Consider the following 25,471-nt stretch of genomic DNA (forward strand, 5'->3'; position numbering starts at 1 on the left):
CTCAGGACAAAGTTCGTTCCATTGCGGTCATACCTATTGGCGGGTGACGCAAAGAGGTCTAGCTTCCTTGGCGCTGCTGCCGTGACCGAGGAGGTGCCCATGCACTTACGAAGGTTGAGCGCGACAAGAGGGCCGAGCACGAGAAGACGCGGCCGGGCGGCCGCCGTCTCCGCCGCGGTCGTGGCCGGACTGCTGGCCGCTCCCGCCGCGAGCGCGCACCCGGCCCCCGATCCGCCCGTGACAACGATGTCGATCAAGTCGCCGCCGGGCGGCGCGAACGTCCGGGTGCTGGTCTTCCACGGCTCCGCGGCGGCCGGGCAGGAGTCCCCGCTGGTGAACGCCGGGATCGAGGCGATCGAGCGGATCGGGCTGTCCGGCCCGGCGGACGAGCGCTTCCGGGTCGAGGCCACGGACGACGCCTCGGTGTTCACCGACGGCGCGCAGCTCGGCCGGTACAACGCGGTCGTGTTCCTGACCGGCGGCGGCGACGTCCTCGACCCGGACCAGGAGGCGGGCCTGGAGGCCTACATGGAGGCGGGCGGCGGCTTCCTCGGCATCCACGACGCGGCCCGCGCGGAACCGTACTCGGACTGGTTCACCGGCCTGATCGGCGCCCGCCCGGCCGCCTCCGGCCCGGCGGACGTGCAGCGGGCCACCGTCGAGGTCGGGGACCGGCGCCATCCGGCCACCCGGGACCTGCCGGTGCAGTGGAAGCGCCCCGACAAGTGGCTGAACTGGGTGAAGAACCCGTCGGGCGAGGTGCACACGGTGGCGCGGGTGCGCGAGTCGACGTACCGGCCCGGGGCGGGCGCGGGCGGCTGGGACCACCCGGTGAGCTGGTGCCGGGACTACGACGGCGGGCGCTCCTTCTACACCGGCATGGGCGGCACGGTGTCGTCGTACGACGAGACCGACTTCCGCGCGCACCTGCGCGGCGCCCTGCTGTGGACCACCCGTCTGGCGCAGGCCGACTGCACGGCGACCATCACCGGCAACTACCGGGCCGAACGGCTCACCCGGCCCAACCAGCCGGGGCGCAACGACCAGATCGGCGAACCGCACGGACTGGTCACCGCGCCCGACGGCCGCGTGTTCTACATCGGCCGGGGCGGCGCCGACGCCTCCCGGCCGGTGGTCACCGACTGGAACGACCCGGACGTCGGCAAGGGCACGGGCCAGGTCCACGTCTACGACCCGGAGACCGGGAAGGTCACGCTCGCGGGCGAGCTGACGGTCTTCGGCAACAAGGGCGGCGGCGACGAGCTGACCAAGGTCGAGGAGGGCCTGCTCGGCATCGAACTGGACCCGCGGTTCGAGCAGAACGGCTGGGTGTACCTGCACTACACGCCCCACTCCCGGATCGACCGCGACACCCGCATGGCCGAGCGGCGCGTCTCCCGCTTCACCCTCGACCACGCCACGAACAGGCTGGACCCGGGCAGCGAGAAGGTGCTGCTGGCCTGGCCGGTGCAGATCCACAGCTGCTGCCACGCGGGCGGCGGGATGGCCTGGGACTCCGAGGACAACCTGTACATCGCCACCGGGGACAACAACTCCAGCGGGTTCAGCGACGGTTACTCGGGCAACAACCCCGAGCCCGCCTTCAAGGGCGTGTCGTTCGCCGACGCGCGCCGCACCGCCGGGAACACCAACAACCTCAACGGCAAGATCCTGCGCATCCACCCGGAGCCCGACGGCACCTACACGATCCCGGACGGGAACCTCTTCACCGGCAAGGAGACCGCCGAGGGCGGCGGCAAGACGCGCGGCGAGATCTACGTGATGGGCGTGCGCAACCCGGCCCGCATCTTCGTCGACAAGTCGACCGACGTCCTGTACGCGGGCTGGGTCGGCCCGGACGCCTCCGCCCCCTCCCCGACCTGGGGTCCGGCCAAGTACGACACGTTCGCGGTGATCACCGAGGCGAGCAACCGGGGCTGGCCCTACTGCATGGGCAACAAGCAGCCCTACCGGGACCGCAACCTGCCCGATCCGTCGAAGCCGCTGGGCTGGTACGACTGCGACCACCCGAAGAACGAGTCGCCGAACAACGACGGCCTGGTCAACCTGCCGCCGGTCACCGGCAACAACATCTGGTACTCCCCGCAGGGCGGCGCCCCGGACTTCCCGCGCACCGCGGACGGCGTCCCCTCCTACCGGGCGGAGGAGACCACCTACCGGCTGCCCTGGCTCAAGGGCGGCGGGCAGGCCGCGATGAACGGACCCGTCTACCGCTACGACGCCGCGAGCACGAGCGGCGTCAAGTGGCCGGCGTACTGGGACGGCAAGTGGTTCGTCGGTGACTTCTACGACGGCGACCAGCCGCGCAACGCGGTGCTCATGGACCCGGCGACGCAGGGCGACGGCGGGCTGCCGGTGCACTCGGAGTCGCTGAAGAAGATCGTGCCGGTCGGCGACGACGGCATCAGGAACCTCATGGACTGGAAGTTCGGTCCGGACGGCGCGCTGTACGTCCTCGACTACGGCCGCGGCTTCTTCACCTCGGACTCCCGGTCGGCGCTGTGGCGCGTCACCTACACGGGCGGCGGGCCGACCCCGGCCGCCGGCCAACTGGCGAGGGGAGTGCGGTGAAACACCGACGAGGAGTCCTCGCGGCCCTGCTGGCCGCCGTGCTGATGACGCTCGGCGTGCCCACGACGGCCGCCGGGCAGGACGACCCGCCGGCCCGGGCCGCCGCCCAGGTCCTCACCTGGACCGCCGGCGACGACATCACCCGCTACACGTCGGCCCCCGCGACGGCGGTGGCGGGCCCGGCCACCATCGTCTTCGAGAACAGCGCGGCGACCGGCAACACCACCGGCATGCCGCACACGCTGACGTTCGTGACCAGCGACCCCGAGTACAACGACGACGTCCGGCTGAACATCCTCGCCAACCCCGGCGACGACCTGGGCGGCCGGCACACCGCCGAGGTCACCCTCTCCCCCGGCCGGTACCTCTACCACTGCACGATCCCCGGCCACGGGGAGATGAAGGGCGTGCTGGTGGTGACCGAGGGCGGCGGCGAGGACAGCACGCCGCCCGAGACCTCGGCGCAGGTGACGGGTGCGCAGAACGCCGACGGCGCGTACGTCGGCTCGGCGTCCGTCGCGGTCAGCGCCACGGACGACGGCGGCTCCGGGGTCGACCGGATCCAGTACGCGGTGGACGACGCGGCCGAGTGGCTGCCGTACACCGCCCCGGTCGTCGTCGACCAGGTGGGCGGCCACACGGTCCGCTACCGCGCGTTCGACAGGGCGGGCAACGTCTCCGCCGAGAAGAGCGTGCGCTTCACGGTGGTGGCGCCGCCGTCGGACGACGCCACCCCGCCCGAGACGTCCGCCACGGTCAGCGGCGAGCGGAACGCCGACGGCGCCTACGTCGACATGGCCACGGTCACCGTGAGCGCCTCGGACACCGGCTCCGGGGTCGACCGGATCGAGTACGCGGTCGGCTCCGGCGCCTGGCAGCCGTACACCACGCCGGTGATGGTCCACCAGCCCGGCACGCACACCGTGCGCTACCGCGCCGCCGACCGGGCGGGCAACGTCTCGGCGGAGCGGAGCGTGCAGTTCACGGTCGTCGCGGCGCCCCCGCAGGACACGACCCCGCCGGTGACGGGGGTGACCGTCGAGGGCACGCGGAACTCCGACGGCGCGTACGTCAACAGCGCCAGGGTGACGGTCACGGCGACCGACGGGGACGGCTCGGGCGTCGACCGGATCGAGTACGCGCTCGACGGGGGGCCGTACCTGGCGTACACCGCCCCGGTGGTGGTGGACCGCGCGGGCGCGCACATCATGGCGTACCGCGCGACCGACGAGGCGGGCAACACCTCCCCGGCCCGTACGGTGAGCTTCACGGTGGTGTCCGGCCAGGTCCCGGCGCCGGCCTGCCCCGAGTACGACGAGCGGCGGACGGTGATCGTCGGCACGGTCGACTCGGGCGTGCCCAACCGGCTCACCGACAGCCGCTGCCGCATCAACGAGCTGATCGAGGACGAGAAGGAGTGGACGTCCCACGCGCTGTTCCTCAAGCACGTCAAGGGCGTCCTGGACGCGCTGCTGAAGGAGGGGGTCGTCGACCGGCGCGAGTACGACGCCGTCCGGGAGGCCGCCCGCCGGTCCGGGATCGGCAAGCCCGGGCAGACCGAGGGCTACCGCACGATCCTCGACGGCAGCGCGGAGTCGTTCGCGCGGTGGCAGCAGGTGGGCGGCGGCTCGTTCGCGCTGAACCCGGACGGGTCGATCACCAGCGGCACCACCGAACCGGGCCTGGGCATGCTGTGGTTCCCGCAGCGCAAGTACGGCGACTTCTCGCTGCGACTGCAGTGGCGTGACGACGCCCCCGGCGCCGGCAACGCCAACTCCGGGGTGCTGGTGCGGTTCCCGTGGGTGCACGACCATCCGGAGGAGCCGCGGCCGGAGTGGGCCGCCATCAAGTACGGGCACGAGGTGCAGGTGTTCGACCGGCCCGACGGCGACCCGTACAAGACGGGCTCGGTCTACGGTTTCGACCGGGTGGGGCTCGCCGGCGCCGGCGTCACGCAGAAGGGCACCTGGAACGACTACGAGATCCGGGTGGTCGGCCAGCACTACTCGGTCTACCGCAACGGCGTGCTGATCAACGAGTTCGACAACGCCGGCGGCCAGGAGTTCTCCCCGCCCCGCGCGGACGACCCGGGCACGGACGGGCGGCGGTTCGCCGCCGGCTACATCGGGCTCCAGGTGCACGGCACGACGGACGTGGTGTCGTACCGGGACGTCCGGATCAGGGAGCTGTAGAGGGCCGCTCCCCGGCCCCGCCGTGCCCGCCCGGACCCCCGGGCGGGCACGGCGGGTCACCGAACCCGCGGCCGCGCTCCCGCCCGGCGGCCGGAGCCCCGGGCCGGGCCCGGGTCAGGGCTTCAGCAGCACCTTGACCGCGCCGTCCTGCTTGCGCTGGAACATCCGGTAGGCGTGCGGCGCCTCGCTCAGCGGCACCCGGTGCGTGGCGAAGTCGTCGACGCCGAGCGGGTCCTCGTCCGTGAGGTACGGGAGGATCTCGTCGGTCCAGCGGCGCACGTTGGCCTGTCCCATCCGCAGCTGGATCTGCTTGTCGAACAGGGTGAGCATCGGCAGCGGGTCGGCCATGCCGCCGTAGACGCCGGACAGGGAGATGGTGCCGCCTCGGCGCACCAGCTCGATGGCGGTGTAGAGGGCGGCCAGCCGGTCGACGCTGAACCGCTCGGCCAGCGGGCCGCCGATCTTGCGGGGCAGCATCCCGGCGGCCTGCTGGGCGAGTTTGGCGGCGGCGCTGCCGTGCGCCTCGGTGCCGACGGCGTCGATCACGGCGTCGGGGCCGCGGCCGTCGGTCTCGTCGCGGATCGCGGCGACGAGTTCCTTCTCGTTGTCGAAGGCGCGCAGGTCGTACGTCTCCACGCCCCGCTCGCGCGCCCGCCGCAGCCGCTCCGGGACCAGGTCCACGCCGAACACCCGGCCGGCGCCCTTGACCTGGGCGACCCGGCAGGCCATGTCGCCGATGGGGCCGAGGCCGAGCACGGCGACGCTGCCGCCCGGCGGGACGTCGGCGTAGGCCACCGCCTGCCACGCGGTGGGCAGCACGTCGGAGAGGTAGACGAAGCGGTCGTCGGGCGGCCCCTGGGGCACCTTGATCGGGCCGTACTGCGCCTGCGGCACGCGCAGGTACTCGGCCTGCCCGCCCGGCACCGCGCCGTACAGGCGGGTGTAGCCGAACAGGGCGGCGCCCATGCCCTCGCCGTGGACCTGGGTGGTCTCGCACTGGGTCTGCAGGGCGTTGAGGCACATCCAGCAGTTGCCGCAGGCGATCTGGAACGGCACGACGACCCGGTCGCCCACCTGCAGGTCCGGCACGGCCGCGCCGACCTCCTCGACGATGCCCATCGGCTCGTGGCCGAGGATGTCGCCGGGCGTCATGAACGGGGTGAGCACCTCGTACAGGTGCAGGTCGGAGCCGCAGAGTCCGGCGGAGGTGACGCGGATGACCACGTCCGTCGGCTCCTGGATCGTGGGATCGGGCACGTCCTCCACGCGCACGTCCCGCTTGCCCTGCCAGGTCACTGCCTTCATCGCCTCGCGCTCCCTCCGTCGCCCGTGCACATCGGTCCTACGGTGGCGCCCGGGTACCCGGGCCGGTTCCCGCCGAACCGCGCCCCGCGCCGGTCGCCGCGGGGAGGCGGCGGGCGGGGCGTGCCGTGCGGGTGCGTCCGCCGCGAGGCGGAGCGGGCGCGGCGCGTCAGGGGTTCAGTGCGGTGCCGCCACCGGCTCGGCCGGGTTGCGGAGCCCTTCCGCGGCGTCCGCGACCCGCCGGATCAGGTCGAAGAAGAGGCGCTGTTCCTCGGCGGAGAGCGGGGCCAGGAAGACCTGGTTCATCCGGGCCGTGCGCACGGTCAGCTTGCGGTGGGTGCGCAGCCCCTCGTCGGTCGGGCGCAGCAGGGAGCGGCGGCCGTCCTGCGGGTCGCGCACCTTGTCGAGCAGCCCGCGCCGGCTGAGCCTGCTGATCACCTCGGCGATGGTGGAGCGGTCGAGTCCCACCCGCTCCCCCACCGTGCGCTGGTCGAGGCCCGGCTCGGCGACGAGCGCGTTGAGGACCGCGAACTGCGGTGAGGTGATCTCCTCGGAGACCATCGTGTTCCACAGCAGGTAGTGGGCCTGCTGCAGCCGCCGGGCCAGGTGCCCGGGGTGGGTGGTGAGGTCCACCGCGGCCATGTGCGCTCCTGAGGTTGCCATTTGTCGGTGCACTGAACGATACCGGGCGGCAGCGATCCCGTCTCCTGCTCCTCTGGTGAGAGATACCTGATCAGCATAGGTCTTGACGCCTCAGCCGTCCGATGGCAGTGTGCGGGAAACCTCGCTGAAATACTCAGTGCCCTGATTAATTTGCCGATCGGTCGGCACCTTCGGGCGCTTGGAAGAGATGGGGCTTCTCGGATGGACAAGGTGGTCGCCACGGCCGGGGAGGCGGTGGCCGATGTTCCGGACGGCGCGTCGCTGGCGGTGGGCGGTTTCGGGCTGAGCGGTGTGCCCAACGTGCTGATCCAGGCGCTGTACGAGCGCGGGGTGACGGACCTGAGCGTGGTGTCGAACAACTGCGGGGCGATGGACTCGGGCCTGGCGGTGCTCCTGGCCGCGGGCCGGATCGCGCGGGTGACCGGCTCCTACATCGGGGCGAACAAGGAGTTCGCCCGGCAGTACCTGGCCGGAGAGCTGGAGGTGGAGCTGATCCCGCAGGGCACGCTGGCCGAACGGCTGCGGGCCGGCGGCGCCGGCATTCCCGCCTTCTACACCCCGGCCGGGGTGGGCACGCAGGTCGCCGAGGGCGGGCTGCCCTGGCGCTACGACGGCTCCGGCGGGGTCGCGCTGGCCTCCCCGCCGAAGGAGGTCCGCGAGTTCGACGGGGTGGAGTACGTGCTGGAGCGCGGCATCCGCACCGACTTCGCGCTGGTGCGGGCCGCCCGGGGCGACCGGCACGGCAACCTGGTCTTCAACAAGTCCGCGCGGAACTTCAACCCGCTGGCCGCGATGGCCGGGAGGGTCACGATCGCCGAGGTGGAGGAGCTGGTCGAGCCCGGCGGGATCGACCCGGACGCGGTGCACCTGCCGGGGATCTTCGTGCAGCGGGTGGTGGCCCTGACCCCGGAGCAGGCCGCCGACAAGCAGATCGAGAAGCGGACGGTTTCCGCGCCCGAGGCGGCAGGGAGGGTGAGCGGCTGATGGCCTGGACACGGGAGGAGATGGCCGCGCGGGCGGCCCGCGAGCTGCCCGACGGCGCCTACGTCAACCTCGGCATCGGCCTGCCGACGCTGATCCCGAACCACCTGCCCGAGGGCGTGGAGGTGGTGCTGGAGTCGGAGAACGGCATCCTGGGCACCGGCCCCTACCCCACCGAGGACCAGGTCGACCCGGACCTGATCAACGCCGGCAAGGAGACCGTCACCGTCCTGCCGGGCGCCTCCTTCTTCGACTCCGCGCTCTCCTTCGGCATGATCCGCGGCGGGCACATCGACGTCGCCGTGCTCGGCGCGATGCAGGTCTCGGCCCGCGGCGACCTGGCCAACTGGGCCGTCCCCGGCAAGATGATCACCGGGATCGGCGGGGCGATGGACCTGGTGCACGGCGCCCGCACGGTCATCGTGGTGATGACCCACACCGCCAAGGACGGCAGCCCGAAGATCCTCGCCGAGTGCGCGCTGCCGCTGACCGGCAAGGCGTGCGTGAACCGGATCATCACCGACCTCGGCGTCCTGGACGTCACGCCGGACGGACTCGTCCTGATCGAGTGCGCGCCGGGCGTGCGCGCCGAGGAGATCGTCGCCAGGACCGCCGCCGAGGTCCGCATCCCCGAGGAGATCCAGTCGTGAAGGACGTCTACATCGTCGACGCGGTCCGCACCCCGATCGGCCGCTACAACGGCGCGCTGGCCGCCGTGCGCCCCGACGACCTGGCCGCCCACGCCGTCCGCGCGCTCCTCGCCCGCACCCCGGAGCTGGACCCGGCGCGGATCGAGGACGTGTACTTCGGCAACGCCAACGGCGCCGGCGAGGAGAACCGCAACGTCGGCCGCATGGCCGCCCTGCTGGCGGGCCTGCCCACCAGCGTGCCGGGCGTGACCGTCAACCGGCTGTGCGCCTCCGGCCTGGAGGCGGTGATCCAGGCCGCCCGCGCCGTCGCGGTCGGGGACGCCTCGATCGTCCTGGCCGGCGGCGTGGAGTCGATGACCCGCGCGCCGTACGTGCTGCCCAAGTCCGACCGGCCCTTCCCGGCCGGGCACGCCGAGCTGTACTCCACCACCCTGGGCTGGCGCATGGTCAACCCGCGGATGGACCCGCAGTGGACGATCCCGCTGGGCGAGTCCGCCGAGCTGATCGCCGACAAGCACGGGATCACCCGCGAGCAGCAGGACGAGTTCGCGCTGCACAGCCACCGGAAGGCGGCCAAGGCGCAGGCCGAGGGCCTGTTCGACGCCGAGCTCGCCCCCGTGCCGGTCCCGCGGCGCAAGGGCGACCCGGTGGTCGTCGGCGCCGACGAGTCCGTGCGCGCCGACGCCTCGCTGGAGGCGATGGCCAAGCTGAAGCCGTCCTTCCGCAAGGACGGCGGGACCGTGACGGCGGGCAACGCCTCCCCCCTCAACGACGGCGCCGCCGCGCTGCTGCTCGTCGACGAGGAGGGCCTGAAGGCCACCGGCCGCGAGCCGCTGGCCCGCGTCGGCGCCACCGGGGTGTCGGCGACCGATCCGCACTACTTCGGCCTCGCGCCCGTCGAAGCCGTCCACCGCGCCCTGGCCAGGGCCGGGAAGACCTTCGCCGACCTGGACGTGCTGGAGCTCAACGAGGCGTTCGCCGCCCAGGTGCTCGGCTGCGTGGCCGAGTGGCCCGAGTTCGACCCCGCGATCCTCAACCCGCAGGGCGGCGCCATCGCCCTCGGACACCCCCTGGGCGCCTCCGGCGCCCGCCTCGCCGGCACCGTCGCCCACCAGCTCGCCCGCAGGGGCGCCGGGGTCGGCGTCGCCACCCTCTGCATCGGCGTCGGCCAGGGCCTCGCCCTCGTCCTCGAGCGCTAGGAAGCGTTAGGAACCCCCATGACTCTCACCCAGCACGACATCGACCAGGAGATCGCGGCCGAGCACGCCGCGTACGAGAAGCGGGTGGCCGACGGCGCGCCCGTGGAGCACCACCCGCGCCGGGACTACGCCCCCTACCGCTCCTCGGTGCTGCGCCACCCGAAGCAGCCGCCGGTCGCCATCGACGTCACCCAGGATCCGGAGCTGGTGGAGCTGTCCTCCCCCGCGTTCGGGGAGCGGGACATCACCGGGATCGACAACGACCTCACCCGGCAGCACACCGGCGAGCCGATCGGCGAGCGGATCACCGTCTCCGGCCGGCTGCTGGACCGCGACGGGCGCCCGGTGCGCGGCCAGCTGATCGAGATCTGGCAGGCCAACTCGGCGGGCCGGTACGCGCACCAGCGCGAGCAGCACGACGCGCCGCTGGACCCGAACTTCACCGGTGTGGGCCGCACCCTCACCGACGACGAGGGCCGCTACCGGTTCACCACGATCCAGCCGGGCCCGTACCCGTGGCGCAACCACGTCAACGCCTGGCGCCCGGCGCACATCCACTTCTCGGTCTTCGGCACGGCGTTCACCCAGCGGCTGGTGACGCAGATGTACTTCCCGAACGACCCGCTGTTCCCGTACGACCCGATCCTGCAGTCCGTGACGGACGACGCGGCCCGGCAGCGGCTGGTCGCCACCTACGACCACAGCCTGTCCGTGCCCGAGTTCTCGCTGGGCTACCACTGGGACATCGTGCTGGACGGCCCGAACGCCACCTGGATGGAAGAAGGGCGCTGACCGCCATGACGAAGATCGACACCAGCAGGCCGGAGAACGTGCTGCCCACGCCCTCGCACACCGTCGGCCCCTTCTACGGGTACGCGCTGCCGTTCCGCGGCGGCGAGGAGATCGCGCCGCTCGGCCACCCGGACACGATCACGGTGCGCGGGTACATCACCGACGGCGAGGGCAAGCCGCTGCCGGACGCGTTCGTGGAGCTGTGGGGCCCGGACCCCGAGGGCGACCTGCCGCAGGTGGACGGCTCGCTCCGGCGCGACCCGGCGACCGGCGGCTACCTGGGCCGCAACGGCGTGGAGTTCACCGGCTGGGGCCGCATCCAGACCGACGCCGACGGCCACTGGTACGCGCGCACGCTGCGGCCCGGCGCGCGCGGGCGCAGCGCCCCGTACATCAGCGTGTGCGTGTTCGCGCGCGGGCTGCTCGTGCACCTGTTCACCCGGATCTACCTGCCGGGCGACGAGGCCGCGCTCGCCGCGGACCCGCTGCTGGCGCGACTGGCGCCCGAGCGGCGCTCCACGCTGATCGCCGCGGACGAGGGCAACCGCACCTACCGTTTCGACATCCGCCTCCAGGGCGAGGGCGAGACGGTCTTCCTGGAGTTCCGGTGACGGCGGCCGGCTCCGACGACGCCGGCCTGCTCGCCCCCGGGTGGGCCGGCTCGCCGGCCGCCGCGGCGACGAGCGACACCGCCTACCTGCGGGCGCTGCTGGACGCGGAGGCCGCGCTGACCCGCGCCCAGGCCGCACTCGGCCTCGTCCCGGCCCCGGCCGCGGCGGCGGTGACCGAGGCGGCCCGGGAGGACGGGTTCGACGTGCGGTCCCTCGCCGAGCGCGCCCGCGCCGGCGGCAACCCGGTCATCCCCCTGGTCGCCGACCTGACGGCGGCGGTCGGCGAGGAGTACGGCCCGTACGTGCACCGGGGCGCCACCAGCCAGGACATCCTGGACACGGCGGCGATGCTGGTCGCCGCGCGCACCCTGGAGCTGGTCCTGGCCGACCTCGCCCGCACCGAGCGGGCGCTGGCCCGGCTGGCCGCCGGCCACCGCGACACCGCCCTGCCGGGGCGGACGCTCACCCAGCACGCCGTGCCGACCACGTTCGGGCTGAAGGCGGCCGGGTGGCGGTCGCTGGTGCTCGACGCGCGCGACCGGGTCACCGCCGTGCGGGAGGCGCTGCCCGCCCAGCTCGGGGGCGCGGCCGGGACCCTGGCCGCCTTCGCCGCGTACGGCGCGGACGACCCGCTCGCGCTGCCGGCGGCCTACGCCCGCGAACTGGGCCTGGCGGCGCCGCCGCTGCCGTGGCACACGCTGCGGACGCCGGTCGCGGACCTCGCCGGGTGCCTGGCCTTCACCGCCGGGGCGCTCGGCAAGCTCGCCGTGGACGTGCTCGCCCTGTCCCGGACCGAGGTCCGGGAGGTGGCGGAGGGCAGCGGGGGCGGCTCGTCGGCCATGCCGCACAAGGCCAACCCGGTGCGCTCCACGCTGATCGCGGCGGCGGCCCGGCGCGCGCCGCAGCTCGCGGCGACGCTGTACGGCGCGCTGGCGGCCGAGGACGAGCGGCCCGCCGGGGCCTGGCACGCCGAGTGGGAGCCGCTGCGGGAGCTGCTGCGGCTGACCGGCGGCGCCGCGCGGGACGCCGCCGAGCTGGCCGAGGGGCTGCGGGTGCGCCCGGAGGCGATGCGCGAGAACCTCGGCCTGACCCACGGGCTGATCGTGTCCGAGCGGCTGTCCGCCGAGCTGGCGCCCGTGCTCGGCCGGGCCCGCGCCAAGGCCCTGCTCACCGAAGCGGCCCGGCGCGCCCACGCCGAGGGCCGCGCCCTGGGCGACCTCCTCGCCGAGGAGCCCGGGCTGGAGGGCGTCGACCTGGGCGGGCTCACCGACCCCGCCCGCTACACGGGCGCCGCACCCGCGCTCACCGACCGTGCACTGGAGCGACGTTGACCGAGAGACTCCTCAACCACCGCGCCGAGGGCCCCGCCTCGGCTCCCCCGCTGCTGCTCGGGCCCTCGCTGGGCACCTCCTGCGCCCTGTGGGACGAGGTGGCGCCCGAGCTGTCGGCCCGCCACCGGGTGGTCCGCTGGGACCTGCCCGGGCACGGCGGCTCCCCGGCCGATCTGATCGGCCCCGGCGCCACCGTCGGCGACCTGGCCGGGCTGGTGCTGGAGCTCGCCGACGCGCTCGGCGTCGAGCGGTTCGCGTACGCGGGCGTGTCGCTGGGCGGCGCGGTGGGACTGCACCTGGCGGTGCACCACCCCGAGCGGCTGTCGTCGCTGGCCGTGATCTGCTCGTCGGCGCACTTCAACGGGGCGGGGCCGTGGCGGGAACGGGCCGCGCTGGTCCGCCGCGAAGGACTGGCCGGGCTCGCGGACAGCGCGGACGCGCGCTGGTTCACGCCCGGCTTCACCGTGCCCGGGCTGGTCCGCGACCACCGGGACGCCGACCCGGAGGCGTACGCCGCCTGCTGCGACGCGCTGGCCGCCTACGACCTGCGGGAGGAACTGGCCCGGATCTCCGTGCCGACGCTGCTGATCGCCGGCCGGGAGGACCCGGCGACCCCGCCGGCGCATCTGCGGGAGATCGCGGACGCCGTGCCGGGCGCCGCGCTGGTGGAGATCCCCGGCGCCTCGCACCTGGCGCCCGCCGAGCGCCCCGAGGCCGTGCTGACGGCGCTGCGCGCCCACTTCGACGGGGACGCCGCACGCGGCATGGAGGTGCGGCGCCAGGTGCTGGGCGACGCGCACGTGGACCGGGCGCAGGCCCGGCAGACGCCCTTCACCGCCCGCTTCCAGGACTTCATCTCCCGCTACGCCTGGGGCGAGATCTGGACCGACCCGACGCTCAGCCGCCGCGAGCGCAGCATGATCACCCTCACCGCGCTGGTGGCGCACGGCCACTACGAGGAGCTGGCCATGCACGTACGGGCGGCCCGGCGCAACGGGCTCACGCCGGAGGAGATCGGCGCGGTGCTGCTGCAGACCGCCGTGTACTGCGGGGTCCCGGCGGCGAACTCGGCGTTCGCCACGGCGCAGCGGGTGCTGGCGGAGGAGGACGGCGGCGCGGGCTGAGCGTCCGGCGCGGGCGCACGAGGCCGCCCGCGGCCGCGGGGCGCGACGCCCGGCGGGAGGGGGCGGGCCGGCCGGGGCGGGCCCGAGGCCCTCACACCCCGACGCGGGACAGCGCGCCCTCGGCCTCCAGGGCCTTGCGCGCCCGTGCCGCCAGCCCGTCCGCGCCGCACGAACGCGCCAGCGCCAGGCCCCGTTCGAGTTCGGGCACCGAGCGCGCGGCGATGCCGTACTCGACGCGGGCCGCGGCGTGCTCGTACCGGCAGGGCGAGGCCTCCAGACGGGCCGCCGCCCGGGCGGCGAGCCGGACCGCGCGCGGGCCGGTCTCCAGGGCGGCGGCGCAGCGCAGGGCCTCCCCCACGGCGGTGTCCGTGCCGAAGCGCTCGGCGTGGCGGCGGGCGTCCGCGGCGAGCCGGGCGGCACGGCCGGGGTCCTGAGCGGCGAGGGCCCGGGCGAGGTCGAGGGCCCAGGGGGCGAGCACCGGATTGTGGCCGCCGCGGGCCGCCGCCGCCTTCCCGGCGGACTCCAGTTCGTCGACGCCCTCCTCGGTGCGGCCGACGGCCAGCAGCAGTCGCCCGCGCACCGACCGGGTGTCCGGCAGGACGATGGTGGACGGGTACGGCGGTGCGAAGCCGTACTGCCCGGCGACCCTCCAGGCCTCCCCGACGTGGCCGCGGGCGAGCAGCGTGTCGATCAGGCCGCAGGTCGCCGACCAGTACAGGGGCAGGCCGCGGCCGACCCGCTCGGCCAGCCGCAGCGCCTCGCGCAGGACGCGCTCCGCGTCCCTGAGGCGGCCCTGCCTGCGGTAGGCGAGGCCGAGGAAGGCGTGGGCGAGGGCGAGGTGGCCGCCGCTCCAGCCGGCGGCGGTGTAGGCGCGCAGGGCCTCCGCGAACAGGCTCTCGGCGCGGTCGAGCCGGTCGGCGCAGGCGTACGCACTGCCCAGCATCATCAGCAGCTCGACGCCCCACTCCGGGTCGGTCCAGCCGAGGCCGGGGGCGAGGCGGCCGTCGACGAGGGCGCGGTCGCACAGTTCGACGACCGTCTCGGCGTTCTCGCCGTGGGTCATGGCGTCGAAGGCGCGCAGGATGAGCAGGGCGCGCTCGGAGTTGTCCCGGCCGGTGCAGGAGGCGGCGAGTTCGGCGAGGCGCGCGGAGCGCCCCGGCGAGGTGTCCTCGCCGGCGTGGAGGCCCTCCCACATGCAGCGCACCGCCTGCAGCCGCATCCGGGCCGGTCCCGGTCCGTGCCGGGCGGCCTCCGCCGCGACGGTGCGGACGGCCTCCTCCGGCTGGTCGTTGTGCAGGTAGGCCTGGGACAGGCGCCAGACGGCCTCCACGCGCGTGTCCGCGTCGAGGCCGGGCAGGGTGAGCGCGGCGCGCAGGTGGCCGATGGTCCGGGCGGGCGCGGTGAGCAGGGTGGCGCAGCCGAGTTCGTACAGCACGCGGGCGTGGACGTCGGGCCCGGGCGGTTCCTGCAGGGCGCGTTCCAGGCAGCGGCGGGCGGCTTCCGGGGCGCCGACGGCGAGGTGTTCGCGGGCGGCCTCGCGCAGCTGCTCGACGAGTTCGGCGTCGTCGTCCGGGTGGACCTCCATCAGGTGCCGGGCGGCGGCGACGACGCCGCGGCCGGAGTCGGTGAGGAGCTGGGCGGCGATGCCGTGCATGGCCCGGCGCAGGGCGTCCGGGATGGACTCGTAGACGGCGGTGGCGATCAGCGGGTGGACGAACTCCAGGTCGCCGTCGGCCACCTGCCCGGCGGCCGGATCGGGCTCGGTGAGGATGCGGTCGGCGCGCAGCAGCTCGGCGCAGCGGGCGGCGTCCTCGTGGCTCATCACGGTCAGCCGGGCCACCAGGTCCACGCGGATGCCGGTGCCGAGGACGGCGGCGCCCCAGGCGAACCGGGTGGCGTCGACGCCGAGCTGTTCCAGGCGGGCGACGAGGCCGCCGCCGCGGGCGGCGCGGTTCAGGGCGCGCAGTTCGCCGGCCCGGGACCCGACCGGTTCCAGTCCGCTGTCCCGCACCTTGGCGAGCAGTTCGACGGTGTCGTAGGGGTTGCCGCCGGTGACGGCCCACACCTCGCGGCAGAACGGGGCGTCGGCGTCCGTGCCCAGGGTGGCGCGGGTGAGCCCGGCCGTGGCGTCCGGGGTGAGGGCGCCGAGCGTGGTGACGGGGCGGTGCGCGGCGGCGGCGATCGCGTCCAGGTGGCGGGCGGCGGCGCCGGTGGCCTCGCCGGGCCGGCGGGCGACGACGACCAGCACGGACAGGTCGCCGAGGCGCTCGGCGAACGCGGCGAGCCAGCGCAGGGACTCCTGGTCGGCCCAGTGGGCGTCGTCGATCAGCAGCACCAGCGGCCACTCCCGCCGGGCGAGCCGGCGCACGGCGGCGACCAGGCCGTCGCACACGCCCTGCGGGTCGGCGTGCCGTTCACCGGGGTCCGCGATGCCGAGGGCGGGGCCCGCGATGCCGTACCAGTCGCCGAGGTACTCGCGCGCCTCCTCCGGCAGCAGCGACACCAGCGCGGGCTGCAGCAGTTGCCGCACCACGTGGAAGGGGACCGACCGCAGGGTCTGGCCGCCGCGGGCCGACCACACCGCGCAGCCGCGCCGTTCGGCGATGCGGCGGGCCTCGGCCAGCAGCGCGGTCTTGCCGAGGCCGGCCTCGCCGCGCAGGACCAGCAGGCCGCCGGGGGACGAGCGGTCCGCGCACAGGGTGTCGACCGCCTGTGTGAGGACGGCGATCTCCTGGTCGCGCTCCCACAGGGAAGCCGAGGCGGCGGCCCTGGGCCGTACCTCCGTCATCCCGTTACCTCCCCGGGTCGAGTCGCTCGAACGACGTACGGATCCCGAGCGTAGCCCTCCGGCCGGCGGAGCGGAGCCCGGTCGGGGCAGCAGTTGCCGTGACGGACGACACCGGGTAAAGGGGGCCGGCGCGCGGGGCGGGGCCGCGTTCGGCCCGTTGCTCACGGGTCGTCAAAAACCTTGCCAAGAAAGGGTTTTGCCGGTGGCGGGAACGGCGGTCCGCCGGAAGCGGCCGCGGCGCGCGGCCGCCGGGTTCCGGCCGCGGCGCACGGCCGCCGGGAGCGGGGCGCGGGTCCGGCCGGATCCGGTCCGGGCCTCTCATCCGGCTTTCACCGAGACCTCATACGGTGGGGTCATGACGCAGGTGACTCCCCCCGGGTGGTACCCCGACCCCGGGCAGACAAGTGACGGTCCGCCCACCGAGCGCTGGTGGGACGGCAAGACCTGGACGGACCAGGTCCGCCCCGCGGGATCGGCCGCCGCGTGGGGTCCCCCGACGCAGCCGCCCTTTCCGGGCGCCCCGCCGTATCCCGCCCGGCCGCCGGCCGGGCGGCGCCGGCTGCGGACCGGCATAGCCGTCGCCGCGGCCGTCGCGGTCCTCGCGAGCATCGGGATCGGCGGGTACGCGCTGATCGACGGTGACGGCCCGGGCGGCGGCGTGGGCGCCCGGCAGGAGACCCCGGGCGGGCCCTTCGGGGACTCCGGCGGCGGGTCGGGCGGCGCGTCGCCCTCGCCGGAGCGGTCCGAGCCGCCGAGGATCGACAGCGGGTCGGTGACCGACGCGGTCAGCGGGATCAGCCTGCCCATCCCGGACGGGTGGTACGGCCAGGAGATCACCGTCGGCGCGCAGGTGACGTCCGAGGACTCCTACGAGTGCCCCGGCGACGCCTCCGCCACCTGCACCAAGGGCGGCGCTTACTCGGCGCCCGCGCCGGCCCTCGGCACCGAGGGCAGCACCGCCGAGGAGGTCGCGAAGGCGGACATCGCGGCGAACGCGGAGGAGTCCTACGGCGGCAGGAGCTACGGCGGGATCACCTCGCACGACGTGCTGGCCTCCAAGGCGGTGACCGTGGCCGGGCAGAAGGGCTACCTGGTCCGCTGGAAGGCGGTCACGAGCAAGGGGGCCGACGGGTACGTGCAGTCGCTGGCCTTCCCCTCCCCCGCCGACCCGCGGCAGATCGTCGTGGTCCGCTTCGGCGTGGACGCCGGGGAGGAGCAGTCCGTCATCGACGACATCACCGAGGGCATCGAGGTGTCGACGGGCGGCGGCAGCGGGCAGGACGTCTGACCCCCGGCACCGGGCCCTCCCCGGCGCGGGGGAGGCGGTCCGGCCGGGTGGGGTCCCCCTCCGCTCGAGAGGGACCCCACCCGGCCGGGGGTGCGCGCCGCCCCCGTCCCCACGGTGCGGCGCGGGCAGGTCACCGTCCGGTCATCCCGTGGACGGCGGCCTGGGTCCTCGGGTGAGGCCGAGCGCCGGCAGCACGGCGGCCTCCACGAACCGGACCAGGTACTCCGGGTCCGCGTGCTCGCCCTCCAGGACGGGCCGGATCCGCAGCACACCGAACATCTGCGCGGGAACGTACTCCAGCGCCGGGTGGCCGGCGGCCACCTCCCCCCGCTCGACCCCGCGGCGGAGGATCTCCTTCAGCGCGGCGATCTCCGGGTCGACCAGCGCCTCCCGCAGCGCCCGGCGCAGCTCCGGATCCTGCGTCACGGCATGGCCGAGCGCCTGGAGCAGCACGGTGTCCTGGGCCGACCACTCGCCCGCGGCACGGGCCGCCTGCCGCAGGTCCTCGGCGAGCGAGCCGGTGTCGATGCCGGCGAACCGCACCCGGCGGTGGGAGCGCAGGGCCGCCGCGACGAACTGGGGCTTGGTCTTCCACTGCCGGTAGAGCGTGGACTTGCTGCAGCGCGTGCTGGCGGCGATGCCCTCCATGGTGACGGCGTCGTACCCGCAGGCGCGGATCCGGTCGAGAACGGCGTCGAAGAACTCCTGCTCACGCTCGGGCGTGAGCTTGGAACGGCGCGAGGCGGCGACCGTCTCCGGTCCCTGCGCGGCCTGCGACGTCATCGGGTCTGCTCCTCGCTCGTCTCCGGCGGGCCCTCGACGGACGCCGGGGGCCCGCACTCCGGTGCGGCCCGGACGGGCCGGGCCTCCGGGCCGTCCGGGTCCCTCGATACGCCAGTGTACCGGTACTCCGCCGTATCGATACTCCATCGTATCGGTACACTGACGTATCGATACTTGATCGTATCGATGACAGACGCACCACCGTCAGCGAAGGGGCCGGGGGATGAACGCCCGCACCGAGCCTGCAGAAGCGGAGGCGGACGCGGCAGCGCGGCCACCGCTCGTCCGTGAGCTCCTGCTCGTCGCAGGGCTCTTCCTCGTCTACAAGGCCGGCCGGCAACTGGCGACGGGCCGCACCGGCGAGGCCTTCCGCAACGCGCACCGCGTGTGGGACCTGGAACGAGCGGTCCGGCTGCCCGGCGAGGGCGCGGCGCAGTCCCTGCTGCTGCACGGCGACACCCTGGTGCACCTGGCGAACACCTACTACGCCGCCGTCCACTTCCCCGCCACCGCCGCCTTCCTGCTCTGGCTCTGGCTGCGGCGTCCGGCGCACTACGTCTGGGCCCGCCGGGCGCTGGCCGCGCTGACCGCCGCCGCGCTGGTGCTGCACCTCGCCTTTCCGCTCGCCCCGCCGCGGATGCTCGCGGTGACCGGCCTGGTGGACACCGCGCGGGTGTACGGGCCGTCGGTGTACGGGCCCCCGGCGGACGACCAGCTGTCGAACCAGTTCGCGGCGATGCCGTCGCTGCACTTCGGCTGGGCGCTGATGCTGGCGGTCGGACTGGTCGTCGCCGTCCGGTCGCGGTGGCGGTGGCTGTGGCTGCTGCACCCGCTGCTGACCCTGCTGGTGATCGTGGGGACGGCGAACCACTACTGGCTCGACGCGCTCGTGGCGGCGGCGCTGCTCACCCCGGCGCTCGCGCTGCTCCCGGCGCCGCACCGCACGGCGACGGCCGCCGGGCGCGGCCGGGAAGGGATCGCCGCGGCCGGGAGCGGGGCGCTCGTGGGAGCGGGACGGTGAGCGCCGTCCTGGCCGCCGTCGCCCTGTCCCTGGTCTCCGCCGTCGCCTACGCGGCCGCCGCCGTGGTCCAGGAACGGCTGGCCGCCCGCCGCTCCGGCGCGGGCCCGGCGCGGCCGCCGGCCGGCGGGGCGTGGTGGTGGTCGGTCGCGCTCAACGCCTTCGCCGCGCTGCTGCACGTGGTGGCCCTGAGGTACGGACCGCTCACCGTGGTCCAGCCGCTCGGCGCGCTCACCCTGGTCGCGGCGGTGCCGATGGGGGCGCGGCTCGCGGGACGCAGGGTGGGCGCGGTCGAGTGGCGGGGCACCGCGCTGACCCTGCTCGGGCTGGCCGCGCTGCTGGTCACGGCGTCCGGGCCGGCGCCCGACGACGTGCTGAGCGGCCCGGAGGCGCTGGCCGTCGCGGGCGCGACGGCGACGCTGATCGGCCTGCTGGCGCGGCCGGGCGTCCGCCCCGGGCTGCGGCACGCGACCGCGTCCGGGTTCGCCTCCGGAGCGGCCTCGGCGCTCACCCAGACCGTCACGGTGGCCGCCACCGACCGGTCCGGTCCGGTGCTCGGTGTCCAGGTCGTCGGAATGGCGCTGCTCGTCGCGGCCTTCGCGACGGGCGGACTGCTGCTGTCGCAGACCGCCTACCGGGGCGGCCTCGGCGCCCCGCTCGCCGTGGTGACCCTGGCCAATCCGGTGGCCGCCGCGGTGATCGGGCTGTCCCTGCTGGGCGAGCGCCTCCGGGGCGGCCCCGCCGGGGTGCTGCTCGCGCTGGCGGGCGCGGCCGTGGCCTCGTGGGGCGTGGCGCTGCTGAGCCGGGCGGAACCCGGACCCCCCGGCGGCCGTCCGCCGGCCGCGGCTCCGGCCCCGCGGTCCGCGGCCGCGCCCGGCCCGGCCCCGGGGCCCCGGCCGGCGGAACCGGGACCCCTGACGACCGCTGCTCGCTGAAGGCCGCCGCACGGCGCGGGGCGGCGCGTACGCGGTGCGGATCGCCCGGTCCAGCACCCCCGGCCGCCCGTTCTCGACGTGTCCCGCGAAGCGCCGCAGGAACGCCGGGTCGGACTCGGAGGTGACGGTCAGGTCGTACCAGCGGTGGCCGACGGCGAGCCGGACCGTGCGCCGCACCGTGGCGCCGGGGCGCACCGTGACGGTGGTGGTCCGGCCGCCGTAGCCGTCGCCGAGCCTCAGCCGGACCGCGCCGCGGCCCCGGTGGGTGAGGACGAGTTCCACGGCGTCGCCGGTGTGCCGGGCGGTGACCTCCGGTCCGGCGGACCGGCCCGTGCCCTTGAAGACGCGCACGAAGCCGTTCGGGCCGTGCACGGTGAGGTCGTAGGCGCCGTCCGGGGACGCCGGGTCCCAGGTGTCCGCGACGGTCCGGCCGGCCCCGGTGGTGTACGTCCAGGGGCCGTCGGCGCGGTTGCCGGAGGTGACGTGGAAGGCGGCGCCGGCCTCGGCGCCCGAGGCGAAGGTCAGCGTGACCCTCCCGGCCGACGGGTCCACCGCGGCGTCCACGCGGGGCGCGTACTTCAGCGGCCGGGTACGTCGCAGGCCGCGCTCCTGGCGGGGCATCCGCGGGTCCGCCGGCGGCGTCGGGCGGTAGTCGGGGTGGCGTTCGCGGTCCTGCGGCTCGTAGCCGTCGGTGTCCGGCAGCGCGGCCGGCCGGCTGTCCTTGCGGGAGAAGTCGAACGCGGAGGTCAGATCGCCGCAGACGGTCCGGCGCCACGGCGAGATGTTCGGCTCGCGCACCCCGAAGCGGCGCTCCATGAACCGCAGGATCGAGGTGTGGTCGAAGGTCTCGGAGCAGACGTACCCGCCCTTGCTCCACGGCGAGACGACCAGCATCGGCACCCGCGGGCCGAGGCCGTACGGGCCGGCCGGGCGCTTGGCGTCGCCCGGGTAGAGGTCGAGGGAGACGTCGACCGTGGACCTGCCCCGCGCGTCGGACGCCGGCGGCAGCGGCGGCACCACGTGGTCGAAGAAGCCGTCGTTCTCGTCGTAGGTGATGAACAGGGCCGTCCTCGCCCACACCGCCGGGTCGGCGGTGAGCGCGTCCAGGACCTGCGCGATGTACCAGGCGCCGTAGTTCGACGGCCAGTTGGAGTGCTCGGAGAAGGCCTCCGGCGCGGCGATCCAGGAGATCTGCGGCAGCCTGCCCGCCTTGACGTCGGCGCGCAGCCGGTCGAAGTATCCGTCGCCGTTCTTCACGTCGGTGCCGGTGCGGGCCTTGTCGTACCAGGGCTCGCCGGGCCGGGCGGTGCGGTACCGGTCGAAGTAGAGCAGCGAGTTGTCGCCGTAGTTGCCGCGGTAGGCGTCCGGGATCCAGCCCCAGGAGCCGGCCGCGTCCAGGCCGTCGCCGACGTCCTGGTAGATCTTCCAGGAGATCCCGGCCTGCTCCAGGCGCTCCGGGTAGGTCGTCCAGGCGTAGCCGAGTTCGTCGTTGCCGAGGACCGGGCCGCCGCCGGTGCCGTCGTTGCCGGTGTGGCCCGACCACATGTAGTAGCGGTTGGGGTCGGTGGAGCCGATGAACGAGCAGTGGTAGGCGTCGCAGACGGTGAAAGCGTCGGCGAGGGCGTAGTGGAAGGGGATGTCCTCGCGGGTCAGGTACGCCATGGTCGTGGTGCCCTTGGCGGGCAGCCACCGGTCGTACCTGCCGCCGTGGTAGGCCTCCTGGCCGTCGGTCCAGCCGTGCGGCAGGCCCTCCAGGAACTGCATGCCGAGGTCGTCGGCGTCCGGGTGGAAGGGCAGCACCTCCGTGCCGTCCTGCTCCTGGTGCCACACCGGCTTGCCGCTGTCCAGAGTCACCGGGCGCGGGTCGCCGAAGCCGCGGACGCCCCTCAGCGTGCCGAAGTAGTGGTCGAAGGAACGGTTCTCCTGCATCAGGACGACGATGTGCTCGACGTCCTCGATCGACCCCGTGCGGTGGTGGGCCGGGAGCGCGGCGGCGCGCTCGATGCTGGCGGACAGGGCGGTGAACGCCGCGGTGGCGCCCGCGAGTTGCAGGAAGCGGCGCCGGTTGGCTTCGGGCATGGGTGAGGGACCTCTCGTCCTGACGGCGGAGAACTGGCCGGAACGCGGCGGATGGCGCGCGGAGCGAGTTTTCCAGCAGCGGCGAACGTCGAGGAAGGGCCGGATGACGGCCGTGTGAAGGTCGTCGGTATGTGAGGTGTGCCGGGCCCGCCGCCCGGGGATGGTCGCGATCATGACACGTATGGACACCTCGGCCCGACCCACGCACCGGCCCGTACGCCAGCTCCTCGCCGCCTCGGTGGGCAACGCGGTGGAGTGGTACGACTGGTACGCCTACACGTTCCTGGCCACCTACATCGCCGCCCGGATCTTCCCCGAGGACGCGGACGACTCCCTGGTGCCGCTGCTGTCGACGTTCGCGGTGTTCGCGGTGGGCTTCTTCATGCGGCCCGTGGGCGGGCTGCTGATGGGCGCGGTCGCGGACCGGCACGGGCGGCGGACCGCGCTGACGGTCACCATCCTGCTGATGGGCGGCAGCAGCCTGCTGGTGGGCCTGACGCCGACGTACGCGGCGGCGGGCGTGCTGGCCCCCGTGGTCCTGGTGGTCGCGCGGCTGCTGCAGGGGCTGTCCGTGGGCGGGGAGTTCGCGGCGTCGACGACTTTCCTGGTGGAGTCGGCCGGGCCCGGCCGGCGCGGGCTGTTCTCCAGTTTCCAGTACGTGTCGACGACCGCCGGGCAGCTCGCCGCCTCCGGGCTCACCACCCTGCTCGTCGCCACGCTCCCCGAGGAGTCGATGAACGGCTGGGGCTGGCGCGTCCCGTTCGTCCTGGGGGCCGTACTGAGCCTGGCCGGCCTGTGGATCCGGCGGGGCGCGGAGGAGACCCGCAGCGCCGAGCAGCGGCGGGCGCCGCGCCCCGGCCTGCTGGAGGCGCTGCGCCGCCACCCGCGCGAGTCCCTGCTGATCTGCGGCATCACCGCGGGCGGCACCCTCGCCTACTACACCTGGACGTCGTACCTGCCGACGTACGCCGAACTCAACGCGGGCGTCGAGAAGTCCGAGGCGCTGCTCGCCGGCACGATCTCGCTGGCCTTCTTCGGGCTGCTCCAGCCGCTCGGCGGGCTGCTCTCCGACCTCCCCCGCGCCCGGACGGGCCCGCGCGGGGGCGTCCCCGTCGGCCGCCGCCCGCTGCTGCTCTTCTTCGGGCTGGGCTTCGCGCTGCTGTGCGTGCCGCTGCTGCACGCCCTGCGCGACTCCTTCGCCGTGCTGCTGCTGGTGAGCTGCGCGGGGATGGTGCTGCTGACCGGGTTCACCTCGATCAGCGCGGCCGTGAACGCCGAGATCTTCCCGCCCCGGGTACGGGCGGCCGGCATCGGTTTCCCCTACTCGCTGACGGTGGCGCTCTTCGGCGGCACGGCCCCCTACGTCGGCACGCTGGTCAAGGAGCTCGGCCACCCCGGGCTCTTCCCCTGGTACGTCGCCGCCGTGTGCCTGCTGTCCTCACTGGTGTACCTGCGGCTGCCGGAGACCGCGCACCGGGAGCTGCGGCGCTGACGGGCTCCCGCCCGCCTCCGGCCGGGTGACGGTGTCGTTCCCGGAGCCGCTGCCGCTGCCACTGTCCGGCGCGTGTTCCGGGACCGGCTCACTCGGCGGCGGGGACCACCCGGAGGTGGGAGGCGGCACGGCGGGGGCGGCGGGCGCCGGAGGCGGTGCGGCGCGCCTCGCGCAGCACCAGCGTCAGCCGCGTGCAGCCCATGCGCTCCAGCGCCCTCGACGTCTCGACGACGACCCGGCAGTCGGTGGCGCCCCAGCGCGGATCGGGGTGGTGCAGCGGGCGCACGGCCCCGTCGTGCTCGACGGCCTCCTCGCCGACCGCGCGGATCCAGTGCGGCAGGCCCTGCCGGTAGGCGGCCTCCATGATCGGGTCCTGGGCGATGTCGCGGCGGATGGCCTGCAGCCCGTGGTCGTGGCCGTGCCGCTCCACGGCGGCGGCGAAGTGCGCCAGCATCGGCAGGCACCAGCTCGACTCGTGCTCGCCCAGCACGGCGGACGCGTCCGGGTGGAACAGGACGAACCTGAGGAAGTTGTCGCCCGGCATCGCCGTCGGGTGCGGGCCGACCTCCCGGAAGAGCGTCCGGAAGGCGCCGTTGGCCAGCACCACGTCCCAGCGGTGGTCGACGACGAAGGACGGGAAGGGGACGGCCTCCAGGAGCGCGGCGTAGTCCTGCAGGTACGCCTGGGCCGCGGGAGTCTCGGGGACGGACCGCGGTGCCGACCGCTGTCCTCCTGCCTGATATGCCATCGGGAGGTCACCCCTCTTGCCTGTGCCGCACTGCCGCGGCGCCCCGATCCTGCTGCTCGGACGCGCGGCATGTCAACTATCGTGGCATTTCATGCCGGTTGACGGCTGAAATTGGCCACAGTTGTGGCGAGACCTGGATGCGGGTTCGGACGAAGGGCTACTCTCCGGGAAGTTCACGGCAACCACATGTGAGAAGCCTGTGAGAGACGTAGGAGATCTGTCGGTGACGGGTGGCTTCGTCGAGGGTCCGGGCGCCGCGCCGACGACCGCGCTGCCGGCCGTCGTCGCCCGTGTCACCGCGCTCGCCGACCGGCTCGGCGTGCCGCACGCCGAGGTCTTCGACGTCGGCCGTCTGTCCGTCGCCTCCGGCGTCCCGGAGCCCGTGGTCAAGGCCCTGCTCAGCGGCCGGCCGGCGGGCGAGCCGGATGTGCAGGCGCGGTTCGTGCAGCGGCTGGACCTGTTGCGCCGCACCCGGCTGAAGCCGAACGGACGCCGCTACACCCAGCAGGAGATCGCCGACGGCGCCGGCATGTCGCGCCAGCAGGCGGGCGCCCTCATCAACGGCGACCGGCGCCCCACGATGGAGCACTGCGACGCCATCCAGCGGTTCTTCCGGGTGCACGCCGGGTTCCTCACGGCCGAGGACCCCGAGGCGCTCGCGACCGTCCTGCAACACACCGAGCAGGAACTCCTGCAGAAGCTCGCCGACCGCGAGCGGGAGGCCGCCGCCGCGGCCGGCGACCCGCTGGAGCGGCTGCTGCAGGACCACGGCGTCCGCGGGATCGCCTGGCGGGCCGCGCAGCTGCCCACCGACCAGCACCGCGACAAGGTCGCCGAATGGCTGGACATGCTCCTGGAGAGCGTGAAGCGGCCCGAATCGTGAGCCTGGGGAGGGGTGTGGGC

At 74.7% G+C, this 25,471-nt stretch carries 19 protein-coding genes and 1 pseudogene; 14 read left to right on the top strand and 6 right to left on the bottom strand.

Annotation, left to right across the window (positions count from 1 at the left end; genetic code table 11):
- Window positions 1–99 precede the first annotated feature (99 nt).
- Both ABD363_RS03185 and ABD363_RS03190 read left to right on the top strand, forming a co-directional pair.
- Complete coding sequence (locus tag ABD363_RS03185) at window positions 100–2,592, top strand: ThuA domain-containing protein (RefSeq protein WP_344599795.1); 2,493 nt, start codon at window positions 100–102, stop codon at window positions 2,590–2,592.
- 44 nt (window positions 2,593–2,636) lie between these two features.
- Window positions 2,637–4,784 carry an OmpL47-type beta-barrel domain-containing protein gene (locus tag ABD363_RS03190; protein ID WP_344599954.1) on the top strand — a complete coding sequence of 716 codons (2,148 nt, stop codon included), beginning with the start codon at window positions 2,637–2,639 and terminating at the stop codon, window positions 4,782–4,784.
- 114 nt (window positions 4,785–4,898) lie between these two features.
- On the opposite strand, the gene ABD363_RS03195 is transcribed toward ABD363_RS03190, so the two are convergent.
- Window positions 4,899–6,089 (bottom strand): zinc-dependent alcohol dehydrogenase, encoded by a 1,191-nt coding sequence (locus ABD363_RS03195; protein WP_344599796.1) that lies wholly within the window; start codon window positions 6,087–6,089, stop codon window positions 4,899–4,901.
- 174 nt (window positions 6,090–6,263) lie between these two features.
- Complete coding sequence (locus ABD363_RS03200) at window positions 6,264–6,728, bottom strand: MarR family winged helix-turn-helix transcriptional regulator (protein WP_344599797.1); 465 nt, start codon at window positions 6,726–6,728, stop codon at window positions 6,264–6,266.
- A gap of 222 nt (window positions 6,729–6,950) precedes the next feature.
- Here ABD363_RS03200 and ABD363_RS03205 point away from each other — a divergent pair, with 222 nt between their 5' ends.
- The 7 genes from ABD363_RS03205 to pcaDC are packed head-to-tail and all read left to right on the top strand — an operon-like array spanning window position 6,951 to window position 13,437.
- Window positions 6,951–7,733, top strand: coding sequence for a CoA transferase subunit A (locus ABD363_RS03205; protein ID WP_344599798.1), 783 nt, complete (start codon window positions 6,951–6,953; stop codon window positions 7,731–7,733).
- A complete protein-coding gene (locus ABD363_RS03210; RefSeq protein ID WP_344599799.1) occupies window positions 7,733–8,380 on the top strand; it encodes a CoA transferase subunit B in 648 nt (215 codons plus the stop codon). Before ABD363_RS03205 ends, ABD363_RS03210 begins: the two co-directional genes overlap by 1 nt.
- The gene (locus ABD363_RS03215) at window positions 8,377–9,579 is read left to right on the top strand and encodes a thiolase family protein (RefSeq protein WP_344599800.1); all 1,203 of its coding nucleotides are present in this window, start codon (window positions 8,377–8,379) and stop codon (window positions 9,577–9,579) included. Before ABD363_RS03210 ends, ABD363_RS03215 begins: the two co-directional genes overlap by 4 nt.
- Window positions 9,580–9,597: 18 nt before the next feature.
- On the top strand, window positions 9,598–10,371 hold the full coding sequence (gene pcaH / locus ABD363_RS03220; RefSeq protein WP_344599801.1) for a protocatechuate 3,4-dioxygenase subunit beta: 774 nt from the start codon (window positions 9,598–9,600) through the stop codon (window positions 10,369–10,371).
- Between the two features lie 5 nt (window positions 10,372–10,376).
- Window positions 10,377–10,982 carry a protocatechuate 3,4-dioxygenase subunit alpha gene (pcaG, locus tag ABD363_RS03225; protein ID WP_344599802.1) on the top strand — a complete coding sequence of 202 codons (606 nt, stop codon included), beginning with the start codon at window positions 10,377–10,379 and terminating at the stop codon, window positions 10,980–10,982.
- Complete coding sequence (pcaB, locus tag ABD363_RS03230) at window positions 10,979–12,313, top strand: 3-carboxy-cis,cis-muconate cycloisomerase (RefSeq protein WP_344599803.1); 1,335 nt, start codon at window positions 10,979–10,981, stop codon at window positions 12,311–12,313. Before pcaG ends, pcaB begins: the two co-directional genes overlap by 4 nt.
- A complete protein-coding gene (gene pcaDC, locus ABD363_RS03235) occupies window positions 12,310–13,437 on the top strand; it encodes a bifunctional 3-oxoadipate enol-lactonase/4-carboxymuconolactone decarboxylase PcaDC (RefSeq protein WP_344599804.1) in 1,128 nt (375 codons plus the stop codon). Before pcaB ends, pcaDC begins: the two co-directional genes overlap by 4 nt.
- Before the next feature lie 91 nt (window positions 13,438–13,528).
- On the opposite strand, the gene ABD363_RS03240 is transcribed toward pcaDC, so the two are convergent.
- Window positions 13,529–16,225 (bottom strand): ATP-binding protein, encoded by a 2,697-nt coding sequence (locus ABD363_RS03240; protein WP_344599805.1) that lies wholly within the window; start codon window positions 16,223–16,225, stop codon window positions 13,529–13,531.
- Window positions 16,226–16,580: 355 nt separating this feature from the next.
- On the opposite strand from ABD363_RS03240, the gene ABD363_RS03245 reads away from it, so the two are divergent.
- The gene (locus ABD363_RS03245) at window positions 16,581–17,513 is read left to right on the top strand and encodes a DUF2510 domain-containing protein (protein ID WP_344599806.1); all 933 of its coding nucleotides are present in this window, start codon (window positions 16,581–16,583) and stop codon (window positions 17,511–17,513) included.
- A gap of 141 nt (window positions 17,514–17,654) precedes the next feature.
- Here ABD363_RS03245 and ABD363_RS03250 read toward each other — a convergent pair whose 3' ends face one another.
- Window positions 17,655–18,296 carry a TetR/AcrR family transcriptional regulator gene (locus ABD363_RS03250; RefSeq protein ID WP_344599807.1) on the bottom strand — a complete coding sequence of 214 codons (642 nt, stop codon included), beginning with the start codon at window positions 18,294–18,296 and terminating at the stop codon, window positions 17,655–17,657.
- A gap of 223 nt (window positions 18,297–18,519) precedes the next feature.
- On the opposite strand from ABD363_RS03250, the gene ABD363_RS03255 reads away from it, so the two are divergent.
- A complete protein-coding gene (locus tag ABD363_RS03255) occupies window positions 18,520–19,317 on the top strand; it encodes a phosphatase PAP2 family protein (protein ID WP_344599808.1) in 798 nt (265 codons plus the stop codon).
- The gene (locus tag ABD363_RS03260) at window positions 19,314–20,249 is read left to right on the top strand and encodes a DMT family protein (protein WP_344599955.1); all 936 of its coding nucleotides are present in this window, start codon (window positions 19,314–19,316) and stop codon (window positions 20,247–20,249) included. Before ABD363_RS03255 ends, ABD363_RS03260 begins: the two co-directional genes overlap by 4 nt.
- A 33-nt stretch (window positions 20,250–20,282) precedes the next feature.
- On the opposite strand, the pseudogene ABD363_RS03265 reads toward ABD363_RS03260, so the two are convergent.
- A pseudogene (locus ABD363_RS03265) lies at window positions 20,283–22,328 on the bottom strand (phosphocholine-specific phospholipase C); the annotation flags it as partial.
- Between the two features lie 160 nt (window positions 22,329–22,488).
- Here ABD363_RS03265 and ABD363_RS03270 point away from each other — a divergent pair.
- Window positions 22,489–23,820, top strand: coding sequence for an MFS transporter (locus ABD363_RS03270; RefSeq protein ID WP_344599809.1), 1,332 nt, complete (start codon window positions 22,489–22,491; stop codon window positions 23,818–23,820).
- An 88-nt stretch (window positions 23,821–23,908) separates the two neighbouring features.
- Here ABD363_RS03270 and ABD363_RS03275 read toward each other — a convergent pair whose 3' ends face one another.
- Entirely contained in the window at window positions 23,909–24,568 is a 660-nt protein-coding gene (locus tag ABD363_RS03275; protein ID WP_344599810.1) for an MmyB family transcriptional regulator, read from the bottom strand.
- Between the two features lie 223 nt (window positions 24,569–24,791).
- Between ABD363_RS03275 and ABD363_RS03280 the strand changes: the two genes are divergently transcribed.
- On the top strand, window positions 24,792–25,451 hold the full coding sequence (locus ABD363_RS03280; RefSeq protein WP_344599811.1) for a helix-turn-helix domain-containing protein: 660 nt from the start codon (window positions 24,792–24,794) through the stop codon (window positions 25,449–25,451).
- Window positions 25,452–25,471 lie beyond the last annotated feature (20 nt).

Source organism: Streptomyces glaucus, from assembly GCF_039533365.1.
In the GTDB taxonomy this organism is placed as follows: domain Bacteria; phylum Actinomycetota; class Actinomycetes; order Streptomycetales; family Streptomycetaceae; genus Streptomyces; species Streptomyces glaucus.

Excerpts from the sequence above, each read along its gene's own strand:
- ABD363_RS03195 (WP_344599796.1), bottom strand. The coding sequence starts at position 6,089 with ATGAAGGCAGTGACCTGGCAGGGCAAGCGGGACGTGCGCGTGGAGGAC.
- pcaH (WP_344599801.1), top strand. The coding sequence starts at position 9,598 with ATGACTCTCACCCAGCACGACATCGACCAGGAGATCGCGGCCGAGCAC.
- ABD363_RS03270 (WP_344599809.1), top strand. The coding sequence starts at position 22,489 with ATGGTCGCGATCATGACACGTATGGACACCTCGGCCCGACCCACGCAC.
- ABD363_RS03245 (WP_344599806.1), top strand. The coding sequence starts at position 16,581 with ATGACGCAGGTGACTCCCCCCGGGTGGTACCCCGACCCCGGGCAGACA.
- pcaG (WP_344599802.1), top strand. The coding sequence starts at position 10,377 with ATGACGAAGATCGACACCAGCAGGCCGGAGAACGTGCTGCCCACGCCC.
- ABD363_RS03210 (WP_344599799.1), top strand. The coding sequence starts at position 7,733 with ATGGCCTGGACACGGGAGGAGATGGCCGCGCGGGCGGCCCGCGAGCTG.
- ABD363_RS03250 (WP_344599807.1), bottom strand. The coding sequence starts at position 18,296 with ATGACGTCGCAGGCCGCGCAGGGACCGGAGACGGTCGCCGCCTCGCGC.
- ABD363_RS03255 (WP_344599808.1), top strand. The coding sequence starts at position 18,520 with ATGAACGCCCGCACCGAGCCTGCAGAAGCGGAGGCGGACGCGGCAGCG.
- ABD363_RS03275 (WP_344599810.1), bottom strand. The coding sequence starts at position 24,568 with ATGGCATATCAGGCAGGAGGACAGCGGTCGGCACCGCGGTCCGTCCCC.
- ABD363_RS03200 (WP_344599797.1), bottom strand. The coding sequence starts at position 6,728 with ATGGCCGCGGTGGACCTCACCACCCACCCCGGGCACCTGGCCCGGCGG.
- ABD363_RS03185 (WP_344599795.1), top strand. The coding sequence starts at position 100 with ATGCACTTACGAAGGTTGAGCGCGACAAGAGGGCCGAGCACGAGAAGA.
- ABD363_RS03240 (WP_344599805.1), bottom strand. The coding sequence starts at position 16,225 with ATGACGGAGGTACGGCCCAGGGCCGCCGCCTCGGCTTCCCTGTGGGAG.
- ABD363_RS03205 (WP_344599798.1), top strand. The coding sequence starts at position 6,951 with ATGGACAAGGTGGTCGCCACGGCCGGGGAGGCGGTGGCCGATGTTCCG.
- ABD363_RS03190 (WP_344599954.1), top strand. The coding sequence starts at position 2,637 with ATGACGCTCGGCGTGCCCACGACGGCCGCCGGGCAGGACGACCCGCCG.